At 69.4% G+C, this 16,701-nt stretch carries 18 protein-coding genes and 1 riboswitch; of the genes, 10 read left to right on the top strand and 8 right to left on the bottom strand.

Translation table 11 applies throughout. From position 1 onward, the window contains the following. Window positions 1-101: 101 nt before the first annotated feature. On the top strand, window positions 102-1,022 hold the full coding sequence (locus UG56_RS11690; protein WP_045548299.1) for a methylenetetrahydrofolate reductase: 921 nt from the start codon (window positions 102-104) through the stop codon (window positions 1,020-1,022). Window positions 1,023-1,133: 111 nt separating this feature from the next. On the opposite strand, the gene kynA is transcribed toward UG56_RS11690, so the two are convergent. The 7 genes from kynA to ku all read right to left on the bottom strand — a co-directional run bounded on the left by kynA (window position 1,134) and on the right by ku (window position 7,445). After that, a complete protein-coding gene (gene kynA, locus UG56_RS11685; protein WP_045548298.1) occupies window positions 1,134-1,934 on the bottom strand; it encodes a tryptophan 2,3-dioxygenase in 801 nt (266 codons plus the stop codon). Beyond that, window positions 1,931-3,187 (bottom strand): kynureninase, encoded by a 1,257-nt coding sequence (kynU, locus tag UG56_RS11680; protein WP_045548297.1) that lies wholly within the window; start codon window positions 3,185-3,187, stop codon window positions 1,931-1,933. The genes kynA and kynU overlap by 4 nt, the downstream gene beginning before the upstream one ends. Continuing rightward, window positions 3,184-3,816 (bottom strand): arylformamidase, encoded by a 633-nt coding sequence (gene kynB / locus UG56_RS11675; protein WP_045548296.1) that lies wholly within the window; start codon window positions 3,814-3,816, stop codon window positions 3,184-3,186. The genes kynU and kynB overlap by 4 nt, the downstream gene beginning before the upstream one ends. 160 nt (window positions 3,817-3,976) lie before the next feature. Next, window positions 3,977-4,792 carry an alpha/beta fold hydrolase gene (locus UG56_RS11670; RefSeq protein ID WP_045548312.1) on the bottom strand — a complete coding sequence of 272 codons (816 nt, stop codon included), beginning with the start codon at window positions 4,790-4,792 and terminating at the stop codon, window positions 3,977-3,979. Window positions 4,793-4,800: 8 nt separating this feature from the next. Beyond that, complete coding sequence (locus UG56_RS11665; RefSeq protein WP_045548295.1) at window positions 4,801-6,105, bottom strand: RNA polymerase sigma factor; 1,305 nt, start codon at window positions 6,103-6,105, stop codon at window positions 4,801-4,803. After that, a complete protein-coding gene (locus tag UG56_RS11660; protein ID WP_045548294.1) occupies window positions 6,102-6,461 on the bottom strand; it encodes a YciI family protein in 360 nt (119 codons plus the stop codon). The genes UG56_RS11665 and UG56_RS11660 overlap by 4 nt, the downstream gene beginning before the upstream one ends. Window positions 6,462-6,599: 138 nt before the next feature. Next, a complete protein-coding gene (ku, locus tag UG56_RS11655) occupies window positions 6,600-7,445 on the bottom strand; it encodes a non-homologous end joining protein Ku (RefSeq protein ID WP_045548293.1) in 846 nt (281 codons plus the stop codon). A 292-nt stretch (window positions 7,446-7,737) separates the two neighbouring features. Here ku and UG56_RS11650 point away from each other — a divergent pair, with 292 nt between their 5' ends. The 7 genes from UG56_RS11650 (at window position 7,738) to UG56_RS11620 (ending at window position 14,123) form a co-directional block, all read left to right on the top strand. Further along, on the top strand, window positions 7,738-8,244 hold the full coding sequence (locus UG56_RS11650; protein ID WP_045548292.1) for a hypothetical protein: 507 nt from the start codon (window positions 7,738-7,740) through the stop codon (window positions 8,242-8,244). 54 nt (window positions 8,245-8,298) lie between these two features. Beyond that, window positions 8,299-9,279 (top strand): ATP-dependent DNA ligase, encoded by a 981-nt coding sequence (locus tag UG56_RS11645; RefSeq protein ID WP_045548291.1) that lies wholly within the window; start codon window positions 8,299-8,301, stop codon window positions 9,277-9,279. Next, the gene (gene ligD, locus UG56_RS11640; protein WP_045548290.1) at window positions 9,279-10,196 is read left to right on the top strand and encodes a non-homologous end-joining DNA ligase; all 918 of its coding nucleotides are present in this window, start codon (window positions 9,279-9,281) and stop codon (window positions 10,194-10,196) included. Before UG56_RS11645 ends, ligD begins: the two co-directional genes overlap by 1 nt. 14 nt (window positions 10,197-10,210) lie before the next feature. Then, window positions 10,211-10,891 carry a response regulator transcription factor gene (locus UG56_RS11635; RefSeq protein ID WP_045548289.1) on the top strand — a complete coding sequence of 227 codons (681 nt, stop codon included), beginning with the start codon at window positions 10,211-10,213 and terminating at the stop codon, window positions 10,889-10,891. Between the two features lie 270 nt (window positions 10,892-11,161). Next, a riboswitch (cyclic di-AMP (ydaO/yuaA leader) is annotated at window positions 11,162-11,336 on the top strand. A gap of 2 nt (window positions 11,337-11,338) precedes the next feature. Further along, the gene (locus UG56_RS29030; protein WP_052693434.1) at window positions 11,339-12,154 is read left to right on the top strand and encodes a C40 family peptidase; all 816 of its coding nucleotides are present in this window, start codon (window positions 11,339-11,341) and stop codon (window positions 12,152-12,154) included. Between the two features lie 144 nt (window positions 12,155-12,298). Beyond that, window positions 12,299-13,417, top strand: a complete 1,119-nt coding sequence (prfB, locus tag UG56_RS11625) for a peptide chain release factor 2 (protein WP_045548288.1) — start codon at window positions 12,299-12,301, stop codon at window positions 13,415-13,417. Window positions 13,418-13,421: 4 nt separating this feature from the next. Further along, a complete protein-coding gene (locus UG56_RS11620) occupies window positions 13,422-14,123 on the top strand; it encodes an alpha/beta fold hydrolase (RefSeq protein ID WP_045548287.1) in 702 nt (233 codons plus the stop codon). A 213-nt stretch (window positions 14,124-14,336) separates the two neighbouring features. Here UG56_RS11620 and UG56_RS11615 read toward each other — a convergent pair whose 3' ends face one another. Then, window positions 14,337-14,954 carry a hypothetical protein gene (locus tag UG56_RS11615; RefSeq protein ID WP_045548286.1) on the bottom strand — a complete coding sequence of 206 codons (618 nt, stop codon included), beginning with the start codon at window positions 14,952-14,954 and terminating at the stop codon, window positions 14,337-14,339. Between the two features lie 74 nt (window positions 14,955-15,028). Here UG56_RS11615 and ftsE point away from each other — a divergent pair, with 74 nt between their 5' ends. Then, the gene (gene ftsE / locus UG56_RS11610) at window positions 15,029-15,718 is read left to right on the top strand and encodes a cell division ATP-binding protein FtsE (protein WP_045548285.1); all 690 of its coding nucleotides are present in this window, start codon (window positions 15,029-15,031) and stop codon (window positions 15,716-15,718) included. 67 nt (window positions 15,719-15,785) lie between these two features. Beyond that, the gene (ftsX, locus tag UG56_RS11605) at window positions 15,786-16,694 is read left to right on the top strand and encodes a permease-like cell division protein FtsX (protein WP_045548284.1); all 909 of its coding nucleotides are present in this window, start codon (window positions 15,786-15,788) and stop codon (window positions 16,692-16,694) included. Window positions 16,695-16,701 lie beyond the last annotated feature (7 nt).

Below are 16,701 nucleotides of genomic sequence, written 5' to 3'. Positions count from 1 at the left end.
GATGCGCCGACTCGGCGTTCTGAGCTGGGACATCTGCGCCGGCTCGGCGTTGTGCTGGACAGGCGCGCCGGGTCACCGCACCCTCGGCTAGCGTTGAGACCGTGGATCTGCAGCAGCGCATCAGGGACCGTGCCGGTGAGATTCTGCTTTTCGCGGTCACCCCGCCGCGGGTGACGACGGACCCGGAGCGGGTGCAGCAGATCGCGGAGGTCACGCTCGAGCGGATCCGGCCGCTCGAGGTCGACGGGCTGATCCTCTACGACATCGACGACGAGTCCGACCGCAATCCCGAGGAGCGGCCGTTCCCGTTCGTACGCACCCTCGATCCCGCCGAGTTCCTGGAGCGCAACCTCGCCGGCCTCGACGTGCCGGCCGTGGTCTACCGCGCCACCGGGAAGTACGAGGAGCCGACGCTGCGTGACTGGGTCAAGACCCAGGACCCGGCCAAGGCGCTCTCGGTCTTCGTCGGTGCCTCCTCGGGCGAGAAGCGGGTCGCCACCAGCCTGCGCCGCGCCCAGGAGATCCGGCGGGAGACCAACCCCGACCTGCTCCTCGGCGCCGTCGCGATCCCCGAGCGGCACACGGCCAAGGGCGACGAGCACCTTCGGCTGATCGCCAAGCAGGAGGCGGGCTGCTCCTACTTCGTGAGCCAGGTGGTCTACGACGTCAACGCCGCCAAGAACCTCGTCTCCGACTACCGCTACGAGTGCGAGACCCGCGGCCTGCAGCCGGTGCCGATCGTGTTCACCTTCTCGGTGTGCGGGTCGATGAAGACGCTGGAGTTCCTCCGCTGGCTCGGCGTCGACGTGCCGCGCTGGATCGAGAACGAGCTGCGCCACGCCACCGACACCCTCGACGCCTCGCTCGAGCAGGCCGAGGCGACCGCGATCGAGCTGATGTCCTTCTGCCGCCAGCTTGGCGTGCCGTTCGGCATCAACATCGAGTCCGTCTCGATCCGCAAGGTCGAGATCGAGGCCTCCGTACGTCTCGCCGAACGGCTCCGCGACAAGCTGGAGCGCTGAGGGCGGGCGGGATGCTGACCGAGTTACCTCGGTCAACAGTCACTGCTCTCGTGGAGTTCCGCGAGGGCAGTGCGCGCTCGCCGAGTTACCTCGGTGAGCATCCACCCCGACTCACAGCCCCGTACGCATCGCCCACAGCTCGGGGAACAGGATGATGTCGAGCTGCTTGCGCAGGTAGGAGACCCCCGAGGTCCCGCCGGTGCCGGGCTTGAAGCCGATGATCCGCTCGACGGTGGTCACGTGCCGGAACCGCCAGACCCGGAAGGCGGTCTCCAGGTCGGTGAGCTCCTCGCCGAGCTCGTAGAGGTCCCAGTGCTTCTCGGGGTCGCGGTAGACCTCGCCCCAGGCGGCCTCGACGGCCTCGGAGGCGGCGTACTCCTGCTTCCAGTCCCGGTCGAGATGGTCGGCCGGGATGTCGAAGCCGCGCCGGGCCAGCAGCCGCAGCGACTCGTCGTAGAGCGACGGACGCCCGTACGCAGCCAGCACGTCCTGCTCGTGCGGCCGTCCCTCGTGCACCCGGAGCGTGTAGGCGGCCTTGTTGCCGAGGGCGAACTCGATGCAGCGGTACTGCCACGACTGGAAGCCCGAGCCGGTGGCCAGGTAGGGGCGGAACTTGTCGTACTCGGTCGGGGTCAGCGTCGAGAGGACGTCCCAGGCGTGCACGAGCTGCTCCATGATCCGGGAGACCCGGGCCAGGCCCTTGAACGCGGGACGTACGGCGTCCTCGGCGAGCAGCCGCTGCGCCTCGGTCAGCTCGTGCAGCGCGAGCCGCATCCACAGCTCCATCGCCTGGTGCTGCACGATGAAGAGCATCTCGTTGTGGTCGCCCGAGAGCGGGTGCTGCGCGCCGAGCACCTCCGGCAGGTGGAGGTAGTCGGAGTAGTCCATCGGAAGATCGTGCGTGGTGCTCATGTCACTGCTCCTCGGGTCCAGAAGCGCTCGTCGCGCCATTCGTCGTCGTCCATCACCGAGACCAGGTGGTCGACGGCATCCCACACGTCGACATAGCGGGTGTAGAGCGGGGTGACGCCGAAGCGCAGGATGTCCGGCTCTCCTGCGCGGAAGTCGCCCACGACACCGCGTTCGATGAGCGCCTGCACGATCGCGTACGCACCGTCCTCGCCGAAGCTGAGCGACAGCTGGCTGCCGCGCCGGGCGTCGTCGAGCGGCGACTCGATCGTGAACCCGGGAAGCCGGGAGGCGACGAGGTCGGCGAAGAGCCGGGTCAGCGCGAGCGACTTCTCCCGGAGCGCCTCGATCCCGCCGTACGCCTCGGACGCCAGCAGCGTGTCGACCCCGCACTCCAGGGCGGAGATGCCGATGACGGCCGGGGTGCCGGACAGATAGCGCGAGACTCCCTCGGCCGGCCGGTAGCCCGGCGACATCTCGAAGGGCGCCGCGTGCCCCATCCAGCCCGACAGCGGCTGCTCGAACCGGTCGACGTGGCGCGGGTTGACCCACAGGAACGCCGGCGAGCCGGGGCCGCCGTTGAGGAACTTGTAGCCACAGCCGATCGCGAAGTCGGCATCGGCGCCACGAAGGTCGACGGGCACCGCGCCTGCGGAGTGGCACAGGTCCCAGACCGCCAGCACACCGTGCTCGTGGGCGCCGGCCGTCACCGCGGCCATGTCGTGCAGGAACCCGGTGCGGTAGTTGACCTCGGTCAACATCAGCACGGCGGTCCGATCCAGCAGCCCCTCGATCTCGGACGGGGAGTCGACCAGCACCAGCTCGTAGCCGCGGTCGCGGCACAGCGAGGAGGCGATGTAGAGGTCGGTCGGGAAGTTGCTGCGCTCGCTGACCACGATCCGGCGGCCGGGGGAGTCGGCAGCGGCGATCGAGAGGGCCGAGGCGAGCACCTTGTAGACGTTGAGCGAGGTCGAGTCGGCGACCACGACCTCGCCGTCGCCCGCCCCGATGATCCGGGCGATCTTGTCGCCGACGCGCTGGGGCAGGGTGATCCAGGAGGCGGTGTTCCACGACTCGATCAGCCCCTGGCCCCACTCCTGGGTGACCACCTCGGCCACCCGGCCGGCGGTGGCGCGGGGGAGCGCCCCGAGCGAGTTGCCGTCGAGGTAGATCGTCCCCTCCGGCAGGTCGAAGAGGTCCCGCAGCGGGGCCAGCGGGTCGGCCTGGTCGAGAGCGACGGCGTCGTCGCGGTTCATGCGTTGATCTCCTTGATCGGCCTCAGCACGGCCCGTACGGGCGCGGCGTCGGCGGTGGTGAGCTTGAGGGGGAGGGCGATCAGCTCGTAGTCGCCCGCGGGCACCTCGTCGAGCAGCAGGTTCTCCAGGATGCGTACGTCGTGACGGTGGGTCGCGAAGTGTGCCGGCAGATCCTTGGAGGTGGACGGGTCGAGGCTGGCAGCGTCGGTGCCGACCAGCCGGACCCCGTGCGCGGCCAGGAGCTCGATCAGCGCAGGGTCGATGGCGCAGAAGTCGTCGTCCCACGTCGTCGGCTGGGTGGCGTACGTCCGGAAGAGCACGCGCGGCGGCAGGTCGGTGACGTCGACGTGGTCGACGGTGACCAGCGGGCGCACCCCGGACACGTCGATCACCCGGCACGGACCGAGGAACGGCTCCAGCGGCATCTCGCCGGCCGGGGTGCCGCCGTCGGTGAAGTGCAGCGGCGCGTCCGCATGCGCGCCGACGTGGGCCGACACCGAGAACTCGGCGACGTTGACCGGGCAGCCCGGTCCGATCCGGAACGTCCAGCCGACCTCGGTCGCGTGGTCGCCGGGGAAGACCGGCGAGGCCGCGTGTACGGGTGGTGAGATGTCCCACAGTTGCGCCATGCTCCGAGCCTAGATGACCCGATTTTCCGTCGACTCGGCGCGTCGTGACAAGACATCCCGTCGAGTCGGCGCATCGTGACCGATCATCCTGCCGAGTCGGCGCGTCATGACGAGCCGGCTCGGCGCTGGATCAGGTCAGGATGCGCCGACTCGGCGGAGGTCAGGCGGTGAAGAACTCCGCCGCGACCGGCGCCAGGGCCGACGCCTTGACCATGTGGTTCTGCCCGTCGAGGACGACGTAGCGGCCGTCCGGGACGGCCTTGGCGATCGCCTGTTGAGCGTTGGTCATGTAGGCCGGGCTCTTGCTGCCCGCCGCCGACAGCACGGGCACCGACACGTTCTTGAAGTAGCCGCCCGGCAGGGGGACTCCCTGCTGGAACGGCACGCACATGCCGAGGTCGTAGGCCAGCGTGTGCGCGACCGGGGTGAGCTTCTTGAAGGCCGGGGTCAGGCGCATGATCTTGACCGCGACCAGCGGCATCCCGACGGTGCGCAGGAAGAGCTCGACCGCGGCGGCCCGCTTGCCCTTCTCGACCAGCTTCTCGACCTGCTGGGCCAGGTCGGCGTCGTTGGGACGGTGGGTGTCGTCGAGGATGAGCGGAGCCTCGTAGGCGACGATCTTGTCGATCGGCAGCCCGGCCCGCGCGGCCTCCAGCGCGAGGAACGCGCCCGAGCTCTGGCCCAGCAGGTGGGCGTGCCCGCCGGCCGCCTCGATCACCGCACCGAGGTCGGCGACCTCCTGCTCGACCGCCTCCGTCGTGCCGGCGGCCGCGGGCTTGGCGATGTTGCTGTCGCCTCGGCCGCGGCGGTCGTAGCGGTAGACGGTGAAGCGGTCCGAGAGCGCGTCGGCCAGCTCCTTCGACGGCCCGAAGTCGCGGTAGCACATCGCACCGTCGACCAGGATCAGCGCAGGGCCGCTGCCGGTGACGTCGTAGGCGATCGTGGTGCCGTCGGCGGAGGTGGTGGTCTTGGTCATCGTGTCGCTCACTTCTGTCGCGGTGGTCGTCGAGATACTGACGCGTCGGACGAGGCCTCGGCTCTTCGACACGCGGCCGCACGTTTCTCGAGAAGCTCACGTTCCCCGGCGTTGCCGGTCAGCGAGGCCGCCTCGTCGAACGCTGCCGCGGCCTCGAGGTGTCGGCCGGCGCGCTCCAGCAGGTCACCCCGTACGCCGGCACGCAGGTGCGACCCGGGCAGCGCGCCCTCGGGGATGGCCGTGAGGATCGCCAGCCCGGCGTCGGGACCGAAGGCACGCCCGTGCGCGACGGCCCGGTTGACCTCGATCACCGGCCCCGGCACCCCGGAGGCGAGCATGTCGTAGAGGCGCGCGATCTCGGCCCAGTCGGTGTCCTCGGCCCGCCGGGCACGACCGTGGCAGGCGGCGATCATCGCCTGCACCAGATAGCTCCCGCCGGGAGTGCCGGAGGAGGCCAGCGCGGTGGCGCGATCGACCGCGGCCAGACCGCGTCGGAGCAGCAGCTGGTCCCAACGGGTCCGGTCCTGGTCCTCGAGCAGCACCGGGTGACCGTCGGCGTCGGCCCGGGCCGCGAGCCGCGATCCCTGGATCTCCAGCAGCCCCTGCAGGGCCTGCGCCTCGGGGTCGCCCGGGGCCTGCGCGGCCAGCATCCGGGCCAGCCGCATCGCCTCCAGGCACAGCTCGGGGCGGGTCCACGACGGTCCCGAGGTCGCCGCGTAGCCCTCGTTGAAGACCAGATAGATCGTCTGCATCACCTCGCGCATCCGAGCTGCCCGCTCCTCGCCCACGGGAAGCTCGAACGACGCCCCGACCTCGGCCAGGGTGCGCTTGGCCCGCGAGATCCGCTGCCCGACGGCCGACTCCTTGGCGAAGTAGGCCCGGGCGATCTCGGCGGTCGTCAGCCCGCCCACGAGCCGCAGCGTCAGCACCGTGCGGGAGTCGGGGGCGAGCGTCGGATGGCAGGAGAGGAACATCAGTCGGAGCACATCGTCCTCGATGTGATCGACCGCGGCAGCCAGGTCAGGCATCTCACCCTCCTCCAGTTCGTGTCCGAGCAGCGCGACCTTGCGGCGCAGCACCTCGTCGCGGCGGAACCCGTCGATCGCGCGCCGCTTCGCGATCGACATCAGCCATGCTCCGGGGTTGCGAGGGATGCCCTCGTGCGGCCACTGCTCCAGGGCCGCGACGAGGGCATCTTGAGCGAGGTCCTCGGCCAGGTCGAGGTCGTGCGTCATCCGCGCCAGGCCGGCGAGGAGACGTACGGACTCGTTGCGCCAGACCGCGACGATCGCGTCTTCGGTCGTCGAGGTCATTCAGCCGGCGTCGGCGGCCCGAACAGCGGCCGCATCTCCACGGCCACGTCCTGGCCGGGCCAGAGCTCCTCGTGGAGCTGGATCATCCGGCGCCCGAGCTCGATCGCCTCGTCCTGCGAGCGGACCTCGAAGAGCGAGAACCCGCCCGCGACCTCCTTCGCCTCGGCGAAGGGCCCATCGATGTGGGTCACCTCGCCGGCGGTCAGCCGGATCTCCACGGCGGGACCGAGCCCGTCGGCGTCGAGCAGGATGCCGTCGGCGTACTGCTGCTTGATCTCGGCCTCCACCGCCTCGATCAGGGCCGCCGGGGGCGGTCCGGCGTCGGGGGCCATCTTCACGAACATCATGTAGCGCATCTGCTTCTCCTAGCGGGTCGGCGGCGCGTCCGTTGCGCGTCGTCGCCTACGCGTCGAGAAGAGCCTGCCGCTTTCGACACGGCCGCACCAGAATATTTCCGTACGTGTCGCAGCGGCCGTCGTCCTCGCTCCGGTCGCCTAGGACGCCTTGGACTTCTTCTTCGGCTTCTTCTCCTCGGCCTCCTCGGGGACCTCCTCGCCGCGCGACTTCTTCGCCGCGGCGACGGAGCGCTGCAGGGCGGCGAGCAGGTCGACGACCTCGCCGGAGGTCTTCGTGGAGGTGGGCGTCCGCTCGACCTCGCCACCCTCGATCTTGGCCTTCACCATCTCCTCGACGGCGTCGGCGTAGTCGTCGGAGAACTCCTCCGGATGGAAGTCGCCCGCGAGCGTCTCGACGAGCATGTTGGCCATCTTGATCTCGGAGTCCTTGATCTCGCCGGCCTCGACCTTGAAGTCGGGCACGCGGATCTCGTCGGGCCACATCATCGTCTGCAGGACGATCACGTCACCGTTCTCGGTCGGCCGCACGCGCAGCGCCGCGACCGTGGTGCGCTGGCGCAGCGCGACGGTGACCAGGGCGACCCGATCGGCCTCGAGCAGCGCCTGGCGCAGCAGGGCGTAGGGCTTGATCCCGGTGTTCTCCGGCTCGAGGTAGTAGCTCTTCTCGAAGAGCATCGGGTCGATCTGGTCGCTCGGCACGAACTTCTCCACCGCGATCTCGCGCGAGGAGGTCGTCGGCAGGTTGGCGAAGTCGTCGTCGGTGAGCACGACCATCTCGCCGTCCTCGGTCTCGTAGCCCTTCGCGATCTCGGAGTAGGGCACCTCCTCGCCGTCGATCGAGCAGATCCGCTGATAGCGGATCCGGCCGCCGTCGGCCTTGTGCACCTGACGGAACGAGACGTCGTGGGACTCCGTGGCCGAGTAGAGCTTCACGGGCACGCTGACCAGCCCGAACGAGACCGCGCCCTTCCAGATCGCACGCATCGTGAATCCCCTCATCAAATGGCATCTGATAAGCCAGTATCTGCCGGTATCCGAATTTGGGGAAGATCATTCCCCCGGGACGAGGCCGCTGCCCCGCGACGGGCACGATCCGGTTGAAGGTCGCGAGAACGGTGCACATGTGCGGATCTGACGTCGTCATCGACGAAATGCTCTGCCACTTCCGCGCACATGCGGGGGAGTGGCCGATGAAGTTGTCCTCGTGACTGTCCGGAGCGTCGTAATCGTCGTCGTTGTCGTCGGGGTCGCCTACTGCGCGTTGATGGTGGGAGCAGTGGCTGCGATCTCGTGGCTGATCGCGCCGAGGGAGTATCTGGTCGATCAGGCCGTGGAGAAGCAGGTGATGAAGGACCTGGAGCCGTGGTCTGACCAGGTGATGGCGGTTCAGGCGCCGGTGGGCACCACGCTCACCGAGGATTCCGGAGTCCTCGGTTGCCTCTATGACGACTCGGTACAGACGGTTCATCAACCGGAGGCAGGCATCTACTGGGACGGGCCGTATGACCCTGCTGCCGCCGAGAACGGGCCCGGCAAGGTGGCGCGCTCGGAGTTCGGGCACCTGGTCGATCGCCTCGAGACGATCGGCTGGCGGGTCAGGTCAGAGGGTCTCGTCGAAGGCTCCGATGAGGTCGAGCCGAGCCGGATGGAGGCCGTTCTGCTCAGGGGGTCCGGTGACGACCTGGTCCGTCTGGAGCTGACCACCTACGGGTGGGACTACGGTGCGGTGCTGACGCTTCCGCACGCCCCACGAGCATGCCGTGTGGACGTCGACTGGCCGTGATGATCGGGCTGGATCTGCCCGGCTCACGGTCTCGGTAGGGGCAGGATGGGGTCCATGCCCTCGATGCTGCGGCCCATGCTGGCCACCCCCGGCACCCACGTGCCACCGGGGGACGAGTGGGTCCATGAGGTCAAGTGGGACGGCATCCGGCTCATCGGGGAGTCCGAGCAGGGACGTACGCAGACCCGGCTGACCACGCGCAACGACAACGACGCCACCCCCGCCTGGCCCGAGATCGCGACGGGCCCCGAGCGGGACATCGTCGTGGACGGCGAGGTGATCGCGCTCAACGACGCCGGCCTGCCCGACTTCCGGGTGCTCATGGACCGGATGCACAACCGCGACGTCCGCCGGGCGGCGCGGTTCGCGGAGCGGATCCCGGCGACGTACATGGTCTTTGATCTCCTCCGGCTCGACGGCGACCTGCTCATCGAGGAGCCGTGGGCCTCACGACGCCGGATCCTCGAGGACCTCTTCGAGAGCGGCGAGCTCGCGAGCTGGCAGGTGCCCCCGACGTACGACGACGGCCGGATGCTCCACGAGGTGACCCGCGCTCAGGGGCTGGAGGGGATCGTGTCGAAGCGCCGCAACAGCCGCTACCGGCCGGGGGAGCGGAGCAAGGACTGGGTGAAGCTGGCCCATCGCTACCGGGCCTCGCTCGTGGTCGGCGGCTGGCGACCGGAGGTCGGCACCGAGGGCGGCACCGAGCGTCTCGGCGCGCTGCTCGTCGGGCAGCCGACGCCCGACGGGCTGATCTATCGCGGCCGGGTCGGCAGCGGCATCACCGGCAAGCGGGCCCAGCGGCTCGGGGAGCTGCTCCGCGAGACCGGCCGGAACCCCTTCGCCGGGCCCGACGTCGACCCCGACGGGGGAGTGCCGTCGCTGGACGCGCGCGGCACGCACTGGGTCGACCCCCTCCTCGTCGTCGAGGTGGAGACCCACGGCACCGCGGTCGCGGCAGCGAGCTACAAGGGCCGGCTGCGGCAGCCGAGCTTCATCGGCATCCGCGAGGACATCGAGCCGAAGGATCTGTGATGGTCGAACGAGAAGAGGTACGCGTCGAGGTGGACGGCCGGGTCCTGACCCTGACCAGCCTCAGCAAGGTCCTCTATCCGCGCACCGGCATGACGAAGGGGGAGGTGCTCAACTACTACGCCCAGGTCGCACCGGTGCTGCTCCCGCAGCTCCAGGACCGCGCGGTGACGAGGATCCGCTGGCCCCATGGCGTCGGCGACATGTCGTTCTTCGAGAAGAACGCCCCGGCCGGCACCCCGAGCTGGGTCCGCACGGTCACCGTCCCGACCACCGGGTCGCGCACGGCCGAGCACCGGGAAGGCACCCTCACCTTTCCCATCCTCGACGGCCTCGCGGCGCTCACCTGGGCCGCCAACCTCTCCGCGCTGGAGCTGCACGTCCACCAGTGGACCGTCGGTGCCGACGGCACCCCGGCCGGCGCGAACCGGATCGTGATCGACCTCGACCCCGGCGAGCCGGCCGGGCTCCAGGAGTGCTGCCAGGTGGCACTGCTGGTGCGCGACGCGCTGGGCGAGCACGGCCTGGCCGCAGCGCCGGTGCTCAGCGGCAGCAAGGGCCTGCACATGTACGCCCCGCTTCCCGAGCCCGTCGAGCCCGACGTCGCCACGGCCCTGGCCAAGGAGATCGCCGAGAGCCTCCAGAAGGCCAACCCGAGCAAGGTGACCGCGACGATGACCAAAAGCCGCAGGTCAGGCAAGGTTTTCCTGGACTGGTCGCAGAACTCGGGGTCGAAGACGACCATCTGCCCCTACTCGCTGCGGGGCAAGGACATCCCGAAGGTCGCGGCCCCGGTCACCTGGGAGGAGGTCGAGGAGGGAGCCGAGGATCCGCTCGGGATCGATCAGCTCGGACCTAACGATGTGGTCACGCGGGTGTCAGAATCGGGGGATCTCTTCACAAGGGCTACAGGCCTCTAACTATTGTTCTCTCCATGTCTAACTCCGTGCTCGTCGTAGAAGACCAAGAGGACATCGCCGCCCCGCTGGTGCGCACGCTCCAGCGAGAGGGTTACGACGTCACCTGGGTCGACTCCGGCAAGAAGGCGCTGGAGCTGCTCGCGCCCCCGTACGAGGCCGAGCTCGTGCTGCTCGACCTGGGCCTTCCCGACATGGACGGGCTCGAGGTCTGCAAGGCCGCGCGTGACAACGGCTACGAGGGCGGGATCATGATCCTCACCGCCCGTGACGCCGAGATCGACCTGGTGGTCGGGCTCGACGCGGGTGCCGACGACTACCTGGCCAAGCCGTTCGCACTGGCCGTCCTCCAGGCCCGGGTCCGCGCCCTGCTGCGCCGCTCGGGTCCGGTCGAGGCCGGCGCCGACGACGACGCGCTGCGCATCGACGTCGCGGCCCACCGGGTCTACGCCGGCGAGCGCGAGGTCACGCTGACCGGCAAGGAGTTCGCGCTCCTCGCCGTCCTGGCCGCCTCCCGCGACAAGGTCGTCTCCCGTGACCGACTGATGGCCGAGGTCTGGGACGAGAACTGGTACGGATCGACCAAGACCCTCGACGTCACCGTCGGCCGCCTGCGCCAGAAGCTCGAGGCCGCCGGTGTGCAGGAGAAGGTCGTCGCGGTCCGTGGCGTCGGGTTCCGGCTGGAAGCCGGAGAGTAGGCACAGCCGGCTGGAAGCCGGGGAGTAGGCACCGCCGACTCGAAGCGGGGGCCTAACCGCAAGTCCGACACGGCGAAATCCGGCCGTTCATTGCGTGAGATGACTCACAAACGACGGCAAAAACACGCGTAACCACGCGGAATGTGCTCGAGATGCGGGCATTCGGGATTGGATCCGTCCCAGCTCGCATGTCACCTTGGTTGAGCTGTGCACAACGCACGACCGGCCCCGGTACACGCCGAATCCTGTCCCTCCGGACGCCGGCCCCTACTACTGAACCCCCTTACCCCTCACACTCAGCAGTACGTATGGGACAGGAGCGGGGGACCCAAGTTCCACGCGACTAACTCGGACGGTCGCTTGGGGTGAAGCCATCGCTCGATGGCCGGGCAACCTTCTAGCCCGAACCCGACAGCTCACCTCGCAGGCGTGGGAAGGAACTCACGCATGTCCAAGTCCGTATCCCGTCCTGCCCATCGAGGCACGGCGCGTCCGTTCCGGGCGCCGAACGTCTCCATCGTCCGGACGATCGCAGGATCGCTCAGCGGCCACGGCAAGCTCGCCGGCCGCATCACCCTCGCCGGTGGCATCGCCGCCGGGGCCCTGGTGGCGGTCCCCGCCGCCAACGCCGCTCCCGTCTCCCACGAGACGACCACCGTCGAGTCGACCGTCGAGGCGGCCACCGTGGTGGAGGCTCCGACCCTGGAGGTCTCGGCCACCCCTGCGGCGATGCTCACCGACATCAAGCAACTGGAGACGGCTGTCGAGGTGCAGCAGCGCAAGGCCGCGGCGGCCCTCAGAGCGGCCGAGGCGAAGCGCAAGGCCGCGATCGCCGCCAAGAAGGCCGCCGAGGCGAAGAAGAAGGCCGAGGCAGAGGCCAGGGCCTACGCCGCGAGCCGGCAGGGCAAGATCGACCGGGCGATCAGCGTCGCCTCGCAGCAGATCGGCGACCCGTACGTCTGGGGTGCCACCGGCCCGAGCGCGTTCGACTGCTCCGGCCTGACGCAGTACGCCTTCGCCGCCGCCGGCATCGAGCTTCCGCGGGTCTCGCGGGACCAGGCCGCTGCGCTGCCGACGATCCCGAACGACCAGATCCAGCGCGGCGACCTGATGTTCTTCGGTAGCCCCGTCTACCACGTCGGCATCTTCTTGCGCTGGGAGAACGGTCAGGCGATCATGCTGCACGCCCCCAAGCCGGGCGCAAGCGTCCGCGAAGAGGCTGCCTGGGACGGCTGGTTCGCCGGCTCGACTCACCAGGCCTGAGGTTCTCGGGGCCCGCTCCGGCGGGCTGACCCCCACATATCCCCCTGGCGCTCGCCCTCCGGTACCCCCGCCGGAGGGCGAGCGCATATCTGGAGGGGGTCGGCGAATCGGGTGGCGCACCATCGGTCAAGTAACCTGTAAGACGTGGCAGGCCCCGAATTCGACACCGAGATCAAGCAGCTCCAGGCAACGATGCAGACCATCGGCCAGGTGCTGGACCTGGACGCGATGCGCAAGGAGATCGCCGACCTCGGCGAGCAGGTCGCCGCGCCCGACCTCTGGGACGATCAGGACAACGCCACCCGGGTCACCGGACGTCTCTCCCTCCTGCAGGGTGAGCTCAACAAGTTCACCGAGCTCCACACCCGCATCGAGGACCTCGAGCTGATGGTCGAAATGGCCCAGGAGGAGGGCGACGCCGACACGCTCGCCGAGTCCGAGGCCGAGCTGGGCCGGGTCAAGAAGGCCGTCGAGAGCCTGGAGATCCGCACCCTGCTCTCGGGGGAGTACGACTCCCGCGAGGCCCTGGTCACGATCCGCTCCGGCGCCGGTGGCGTCGACGCCGCCGACTTCGCCGAGATGCTGATGCGGATGTACGTCCGCTGGGCCGAGCGCAACAAGTACCCGGTCGAGGTCTTCGACACCTCCTACGCCGAGGAGGCCGGGCTCAAGTCCGCCACCTTCGCGATCCACGCCCCCTACGCCTACGGCACCCTCTCCGTCGAGGCCGGCACCCACCGCCTGGTGCGGATCAGCCCCTTCGACAACCAGGGCCGCCGGCAGACCTCCTTCGCCGCGGTCGAGGTCGTGCCCGTGCTGGAGCAGACCGACGAGATCGAGATCGACGAGAACGACATCAAGGTCGACGTCTACCGCTCCTCGGGCCCCGGCGGTCAGTCCGTCAACACCACCGACTCGGCGGTCCGGCTGACCCACATCCCCACCGGCACCGTCGTCTCCTGCCAGAACGAGAAGTCGCAGCTGCAGAACAAGGCCGCCGCGATGATCGTCCTCAAGGCCAAGCTGCTCGCGCTGAAGAAGGCCGAGGAGGAGGCGCAGCTCAAGGAGCTCAAGGGCGACGTCGCCGCGTCCTGGGGCGACCAGATGCGCAACTACGTCCTCAACCCCTACCAGATCGTCAAGGACCTGCGTACGAGCTACGAGGTCGGCAACCCGCAGGCGGTCTTCGACGGCGACATCGACGGTTTCCTGGAGGCCGGCATCCGTTGGCGCCGTGGGGCCGAGAAGGCCGAGCAGAACTGAGCCGATGGTTGCGCGGACGCGCACCAGGCTTCCACTCCCGGGCCGCGGGGCGGCGTACGCCTATGACGTCCACGGCCCCGAGGACGGGGTGCCGATGGTGCTGTTGCACGAGCTCGGAGGCAGCGCGAAGGGGTGGCAGGGGGTGGTCCCGCCGTTCGCGGTCGACCACCGGGTCCACGCCTTCGACCTGCGTGGCCACGGGGACTCGGACTGGGCCTCGGACTACTCCCACCGGCTGATCGCCGACGACGTCATCGTCGCGATGGACGCGCTCGAGATCTCCGGCGCCGTGCTCGTCGGGCACTCGACGGGCGGCAACGTCGCTCTCCTGGTCGCGATGCACCGGCCCGACCTGGTCTCCCGGCTGGTCATCGAGGACGTCGTGCCGCCCGCGCCCCGCAGCCGCAGGCGGCCCGGGCACCCGGCCCGGCCGATGCCCCACGACTGGGAGTGCATCGCCACCCTGCTCGTCGAGGCCACGACGTACGACGCCTGGATGTGGGAGCAGCTCGAGCTGCTGTCCATGCCGACCCTGATCGTGGCCGGCGGCGGCAACAGCCACATCCCGCGGGCCGACCTCGAGAAGGCCGCCCTCCGGATCCCGGAGGCGGACCTGGTCCACTTCGACGTCGGCCACTTCGTGCACCGCAACCAGCCGCAGGAGTTCGCCGACACCGTCCTCGCGTGGCTCGCGTCGCTGTGCTGAATGCGACGCGTCCGCGTCGCGGGTGGGATCCCCATCCCTAAGGACCCCACCCGCTCTCGCCAGCCGGCTCTGCTCTGACTCAGTGCCCGCGGCGGCGCGCGCCGCCCGGTGAGGTGCCTACCCAACCCGAGCGACTAAGTCGATTAAAGCACTAGACTTTGCGTCGGTGCAAATGACGCGCCGGGTCCAGGCTCGAGCCGACGTCGGCGGGCGTCAGGCGCCGGCCGCGGTGACGGCCACCAGGCACCAGCGGGAGGCACGCTTCTGGAGCGTCGCGGTCGCCTCGCCGACCTTGCCGGTGAGCTCGCAGGAGAGCCAGGCGTCACCGAAGAGTCCACGGAAGGCCACCTTCGGCTGCTTCTTCGCGTCGGTGCAGGTGAGGGCGACCGACGGCTTCCCGTACGCCGGGGTCGGCGCGGCCTTGCAGCCCTTGGGCACGCTCTTGGTCATCTGGGTGGCCCAGTCGAGGGTGACCGGCGGGGCGAAGACCCAGGCGCGGGCGGAGGTGGCCGAGCCCTCCGGCCCGGTCCAGATGCAGCCGTACTCCTGGGCGACGTCGCTGACCCCGCTCGAGATGGCGGTCTGGTCTCCGTCGCCGTAGGCCTTCTTCTCGCTCGCCGCGCCGCCGAGCGCCTCGGTCGCGTCCGCGGTCGGGACCCGGTCGCAGAATGCGCCGCGGCGTACGTGCATCGTGGTGGTGTCAGCGGTGCTCAGGTCGCCCTTGACCTTGGGCGTCTCCGGCTTGTCGTCTTTCAGGGTGAGCACGCCGACCCCGACCGCGATCGCGGTGAGGACTACGGCACCGATGAGGATCCGGACAGCAGAGCGCACGCCGTCAGAGTACAGGGGCAGGTATCTCCGAGCCGAAGTGCTGAGCCCACCACCGTTGCACTACCCTCGGTCCGGTGATCCGCTTCGAGAAGGTCAGCAAGGCCTATCCAGGGCAGGCGCGACCCGCCCTCAACAGCCTTTCGATCGACATCCAGAAGGGGGAGTTCGTCTTCCTCGTGGGCCAGTCCGGCTCGGGGAAGTCGACCGCCCTCAAGCTGATGCTGCGCGAGCAGCGGCCGACCACCGGTCGCGTCTATGTCGCGGGCAAGGAGATCAACCGGCTCGCCGGCTGGAAGGTGCCGCGGCTGCGCCGCCAGGTCGGCACGATCTTCCAGGACTTCCGCCTCCTGGCCAACAAGACCGTCGCCGAGAACGTCGCCTTCGCGATGCAGGTGACCGGCCACTCCAACCGCGAGATCCGGCAGCGTGTCCCGGAGACGCTCGAGCTGGTCGGCCTCGACGGCAAGGGCGACCGGATGCCCGACGAGCTCTCCGGCGGTGAGCAGCAGCGCGTCGCCGTCGCGCGCGCCTTCATCAACCGTCCGATGATCCTGATCGCCGACGAGCCGACCGGAAACCTCGACCCCGGCAACACCGTCGGCATCATGCGCCTGCTCGACCGCATCAACCGGTCCGGCACCACCATCGTGATGGCGACCCACGACGTCCAGATGGTCGACCAGATGCGCAAGCGCGTCATCGAGCTCGAGCACGGCCACCTCGTACGCGACCAGGTCCAGGGCGGCTACGGGGCCCAGTTCTGAGCTTCGGCTCCGAGCCGGACCCCTTCACCGACCAGGTTCACGACCAGAAAAGGTTTCTCGACCCGTCATGCAGCTGCGTTATGTATTCACCGAGCTCCGCCAGGGGCTACGCCGCAACCTGTCGATGCACGTCGCGGTGGCCCTGACCCTGCTCGTCTCGCTCACGCTGGCCGGTGTCGGCCTGCTGCTGCGTGAGCAGGCTCAGCTGACCGAGGAGGTCTGGGGCGACGAGCTGCAGATCACCTTCTACATGTGCAACGGCGCCAACGACCGCAACCCGCAGTGCGCCGGTGCCGTCGACGACAGCCAGAAGAAGGTCATCACCGCTGCGCTCAAGGACAACCGCTACGTCGACAAGATCGAGGAGGAGAGCCAGGAGCAGGCCTACAAGCGGCTGCAGGCTCTCGACGTCGAAGGCGTCAGCGGCCCGGACCCGGTGGTGAAGTCCAGCGACATGTGGCAGTCCTACTGGGTCACCATGACCGACCCGCACCACTCCGCCGAGATCATCGAGGCGGTCGCCGGCCTGGACGGCATCGACCACGTCGGCGATGTCCACGAGGTCACCGGGCCCATCCTCGCCGCCGTCGACGGGCTGCAGAGCGCGGCCCTGGTCGGCGCGATCGTGCTGGTCATCGCGGCGCTGCTGCTGGTCGCCAACACGATCCGGCTGGCCGCGTTCGCCCGCCGCCGCGAGATCGGGATCATGCGGCTGGTCGGTGCCTCGACCCTCTACATCGCGCTGCCGTTCCTCCTCGAGTCGCTCGTGGTCGCACTGGTCGGCATCGGGCTGTCCGGGATGGCGCTGGCCGCGGTGATGTACTTCGGCGTCGAGCAGCGGCTCTCGTCCACCGCGGTGACCCAGTGGGTCGGCTGGGAGGAGTTCTTCAGCTCCTTCGCGATCGTGGCGGTCCTCGGCATCCTGCTGACGCTCGTCCCGACACTCCTGCTCACCCGCAAATACATCAAGGTCTGACCCGGAT

This window comes from Nocardioides luteus (assembly GCF_000960475.2).
Classification (GTDB): domain Bacteria; phylum Actinomycetota; class Actinomycetes; order Propionibacteriales; family Nocardioidaceae; genus Nocardioides; species Nocardioides luteus_A.
This window is presented reverse-complemented; position numbering and strand designations above follow the sequence as displayed.

Coding starts and splice junctions, on each gene's coding strand:
- kynA (WP_045548298.1), bottom strand. CDS start 1,934: ATGAGCACCACGCACGATCTTCCGATGGACTACTCCGACTACCTCCAC.
- kynU (WP_045548297.1), bottom strand. CDS start 3,187: ATGAACCGCGACGACGCCGTCGCTCTCGACCAGGCCGACCCGCTGGCC.
- kynB (WP_045548296.1), bottom strand. CDS start 3,816: ATGGCGCAACTGTGGGACATCTCACCACCCGTACACGCGGCCTCGCCG.
- UG56_RS11670 (WP_045548312.1), bottom strand. CDS start 4,792: ATGACCAAGACCACCACCTCCGCCGACGGCACCACGATCGCCTACGAC.
- UG56_RS11665 (WP_045548295.1), bottom strand. CDS start 6,105: ATGACCTCGACGACCGAAGACGCGATCGTCGCGGTCTGGCGCAACGAG.
- UG56_RS11660 (WP_045548294.1), bottom strand. CDS start 6,461: ATGCGCTACATGATGTTCGTGAAGATGGCCCCCGACGCCGGACCGCCC.
- ku (WP_045548293.1), bottom strand. CDS start 7,445: ATGCGTGCGATCTGGAAGGGCGCGGTCTCGTTCGGGCTGGTCAGCGTG.
- UG56_RS11645 (WP_045548291.1), top strand. CDS start 8,299: ATGCCCTCGATGCTGCGGCCCATGCTGGCCACCCCCGGCACCCACGTG.
- ligD (WP_045548290.1), top strand. CDS start 9,279: ATGGTCGAACGAGAAGAGGTACGCGTCGAGGTGGACGGCCGGGTCCTG.
- UG56_RS11635 (WP_045548289.1), top strand. CDS start 10,211: ATGTCTAACTCCGTGCTCGTCGTAGAAGACCAAGAGGACATCGCCGCC.
- UG56_RS29030 (WP_052693434.1), top strand. CDS start 11,339: ATGTCCAAGTCCGTATCCCGTCCTGCCCATCGAGGCACGGCGCGTCCG.
- UG56_RS11620 (WP_045548287.1), top strand. CDS start 13,422: ATGGTTGCGCGGACGCGCACCAGGCTTCCACTCCCGGGCCGCGGGGCG.
- ftsX (WP_045548284.1), top strand. CDS start 15,786: ATGCAGCTGCGTTATGTATTCACCGAGCTCCGCCAGGGGCTACGCCGC.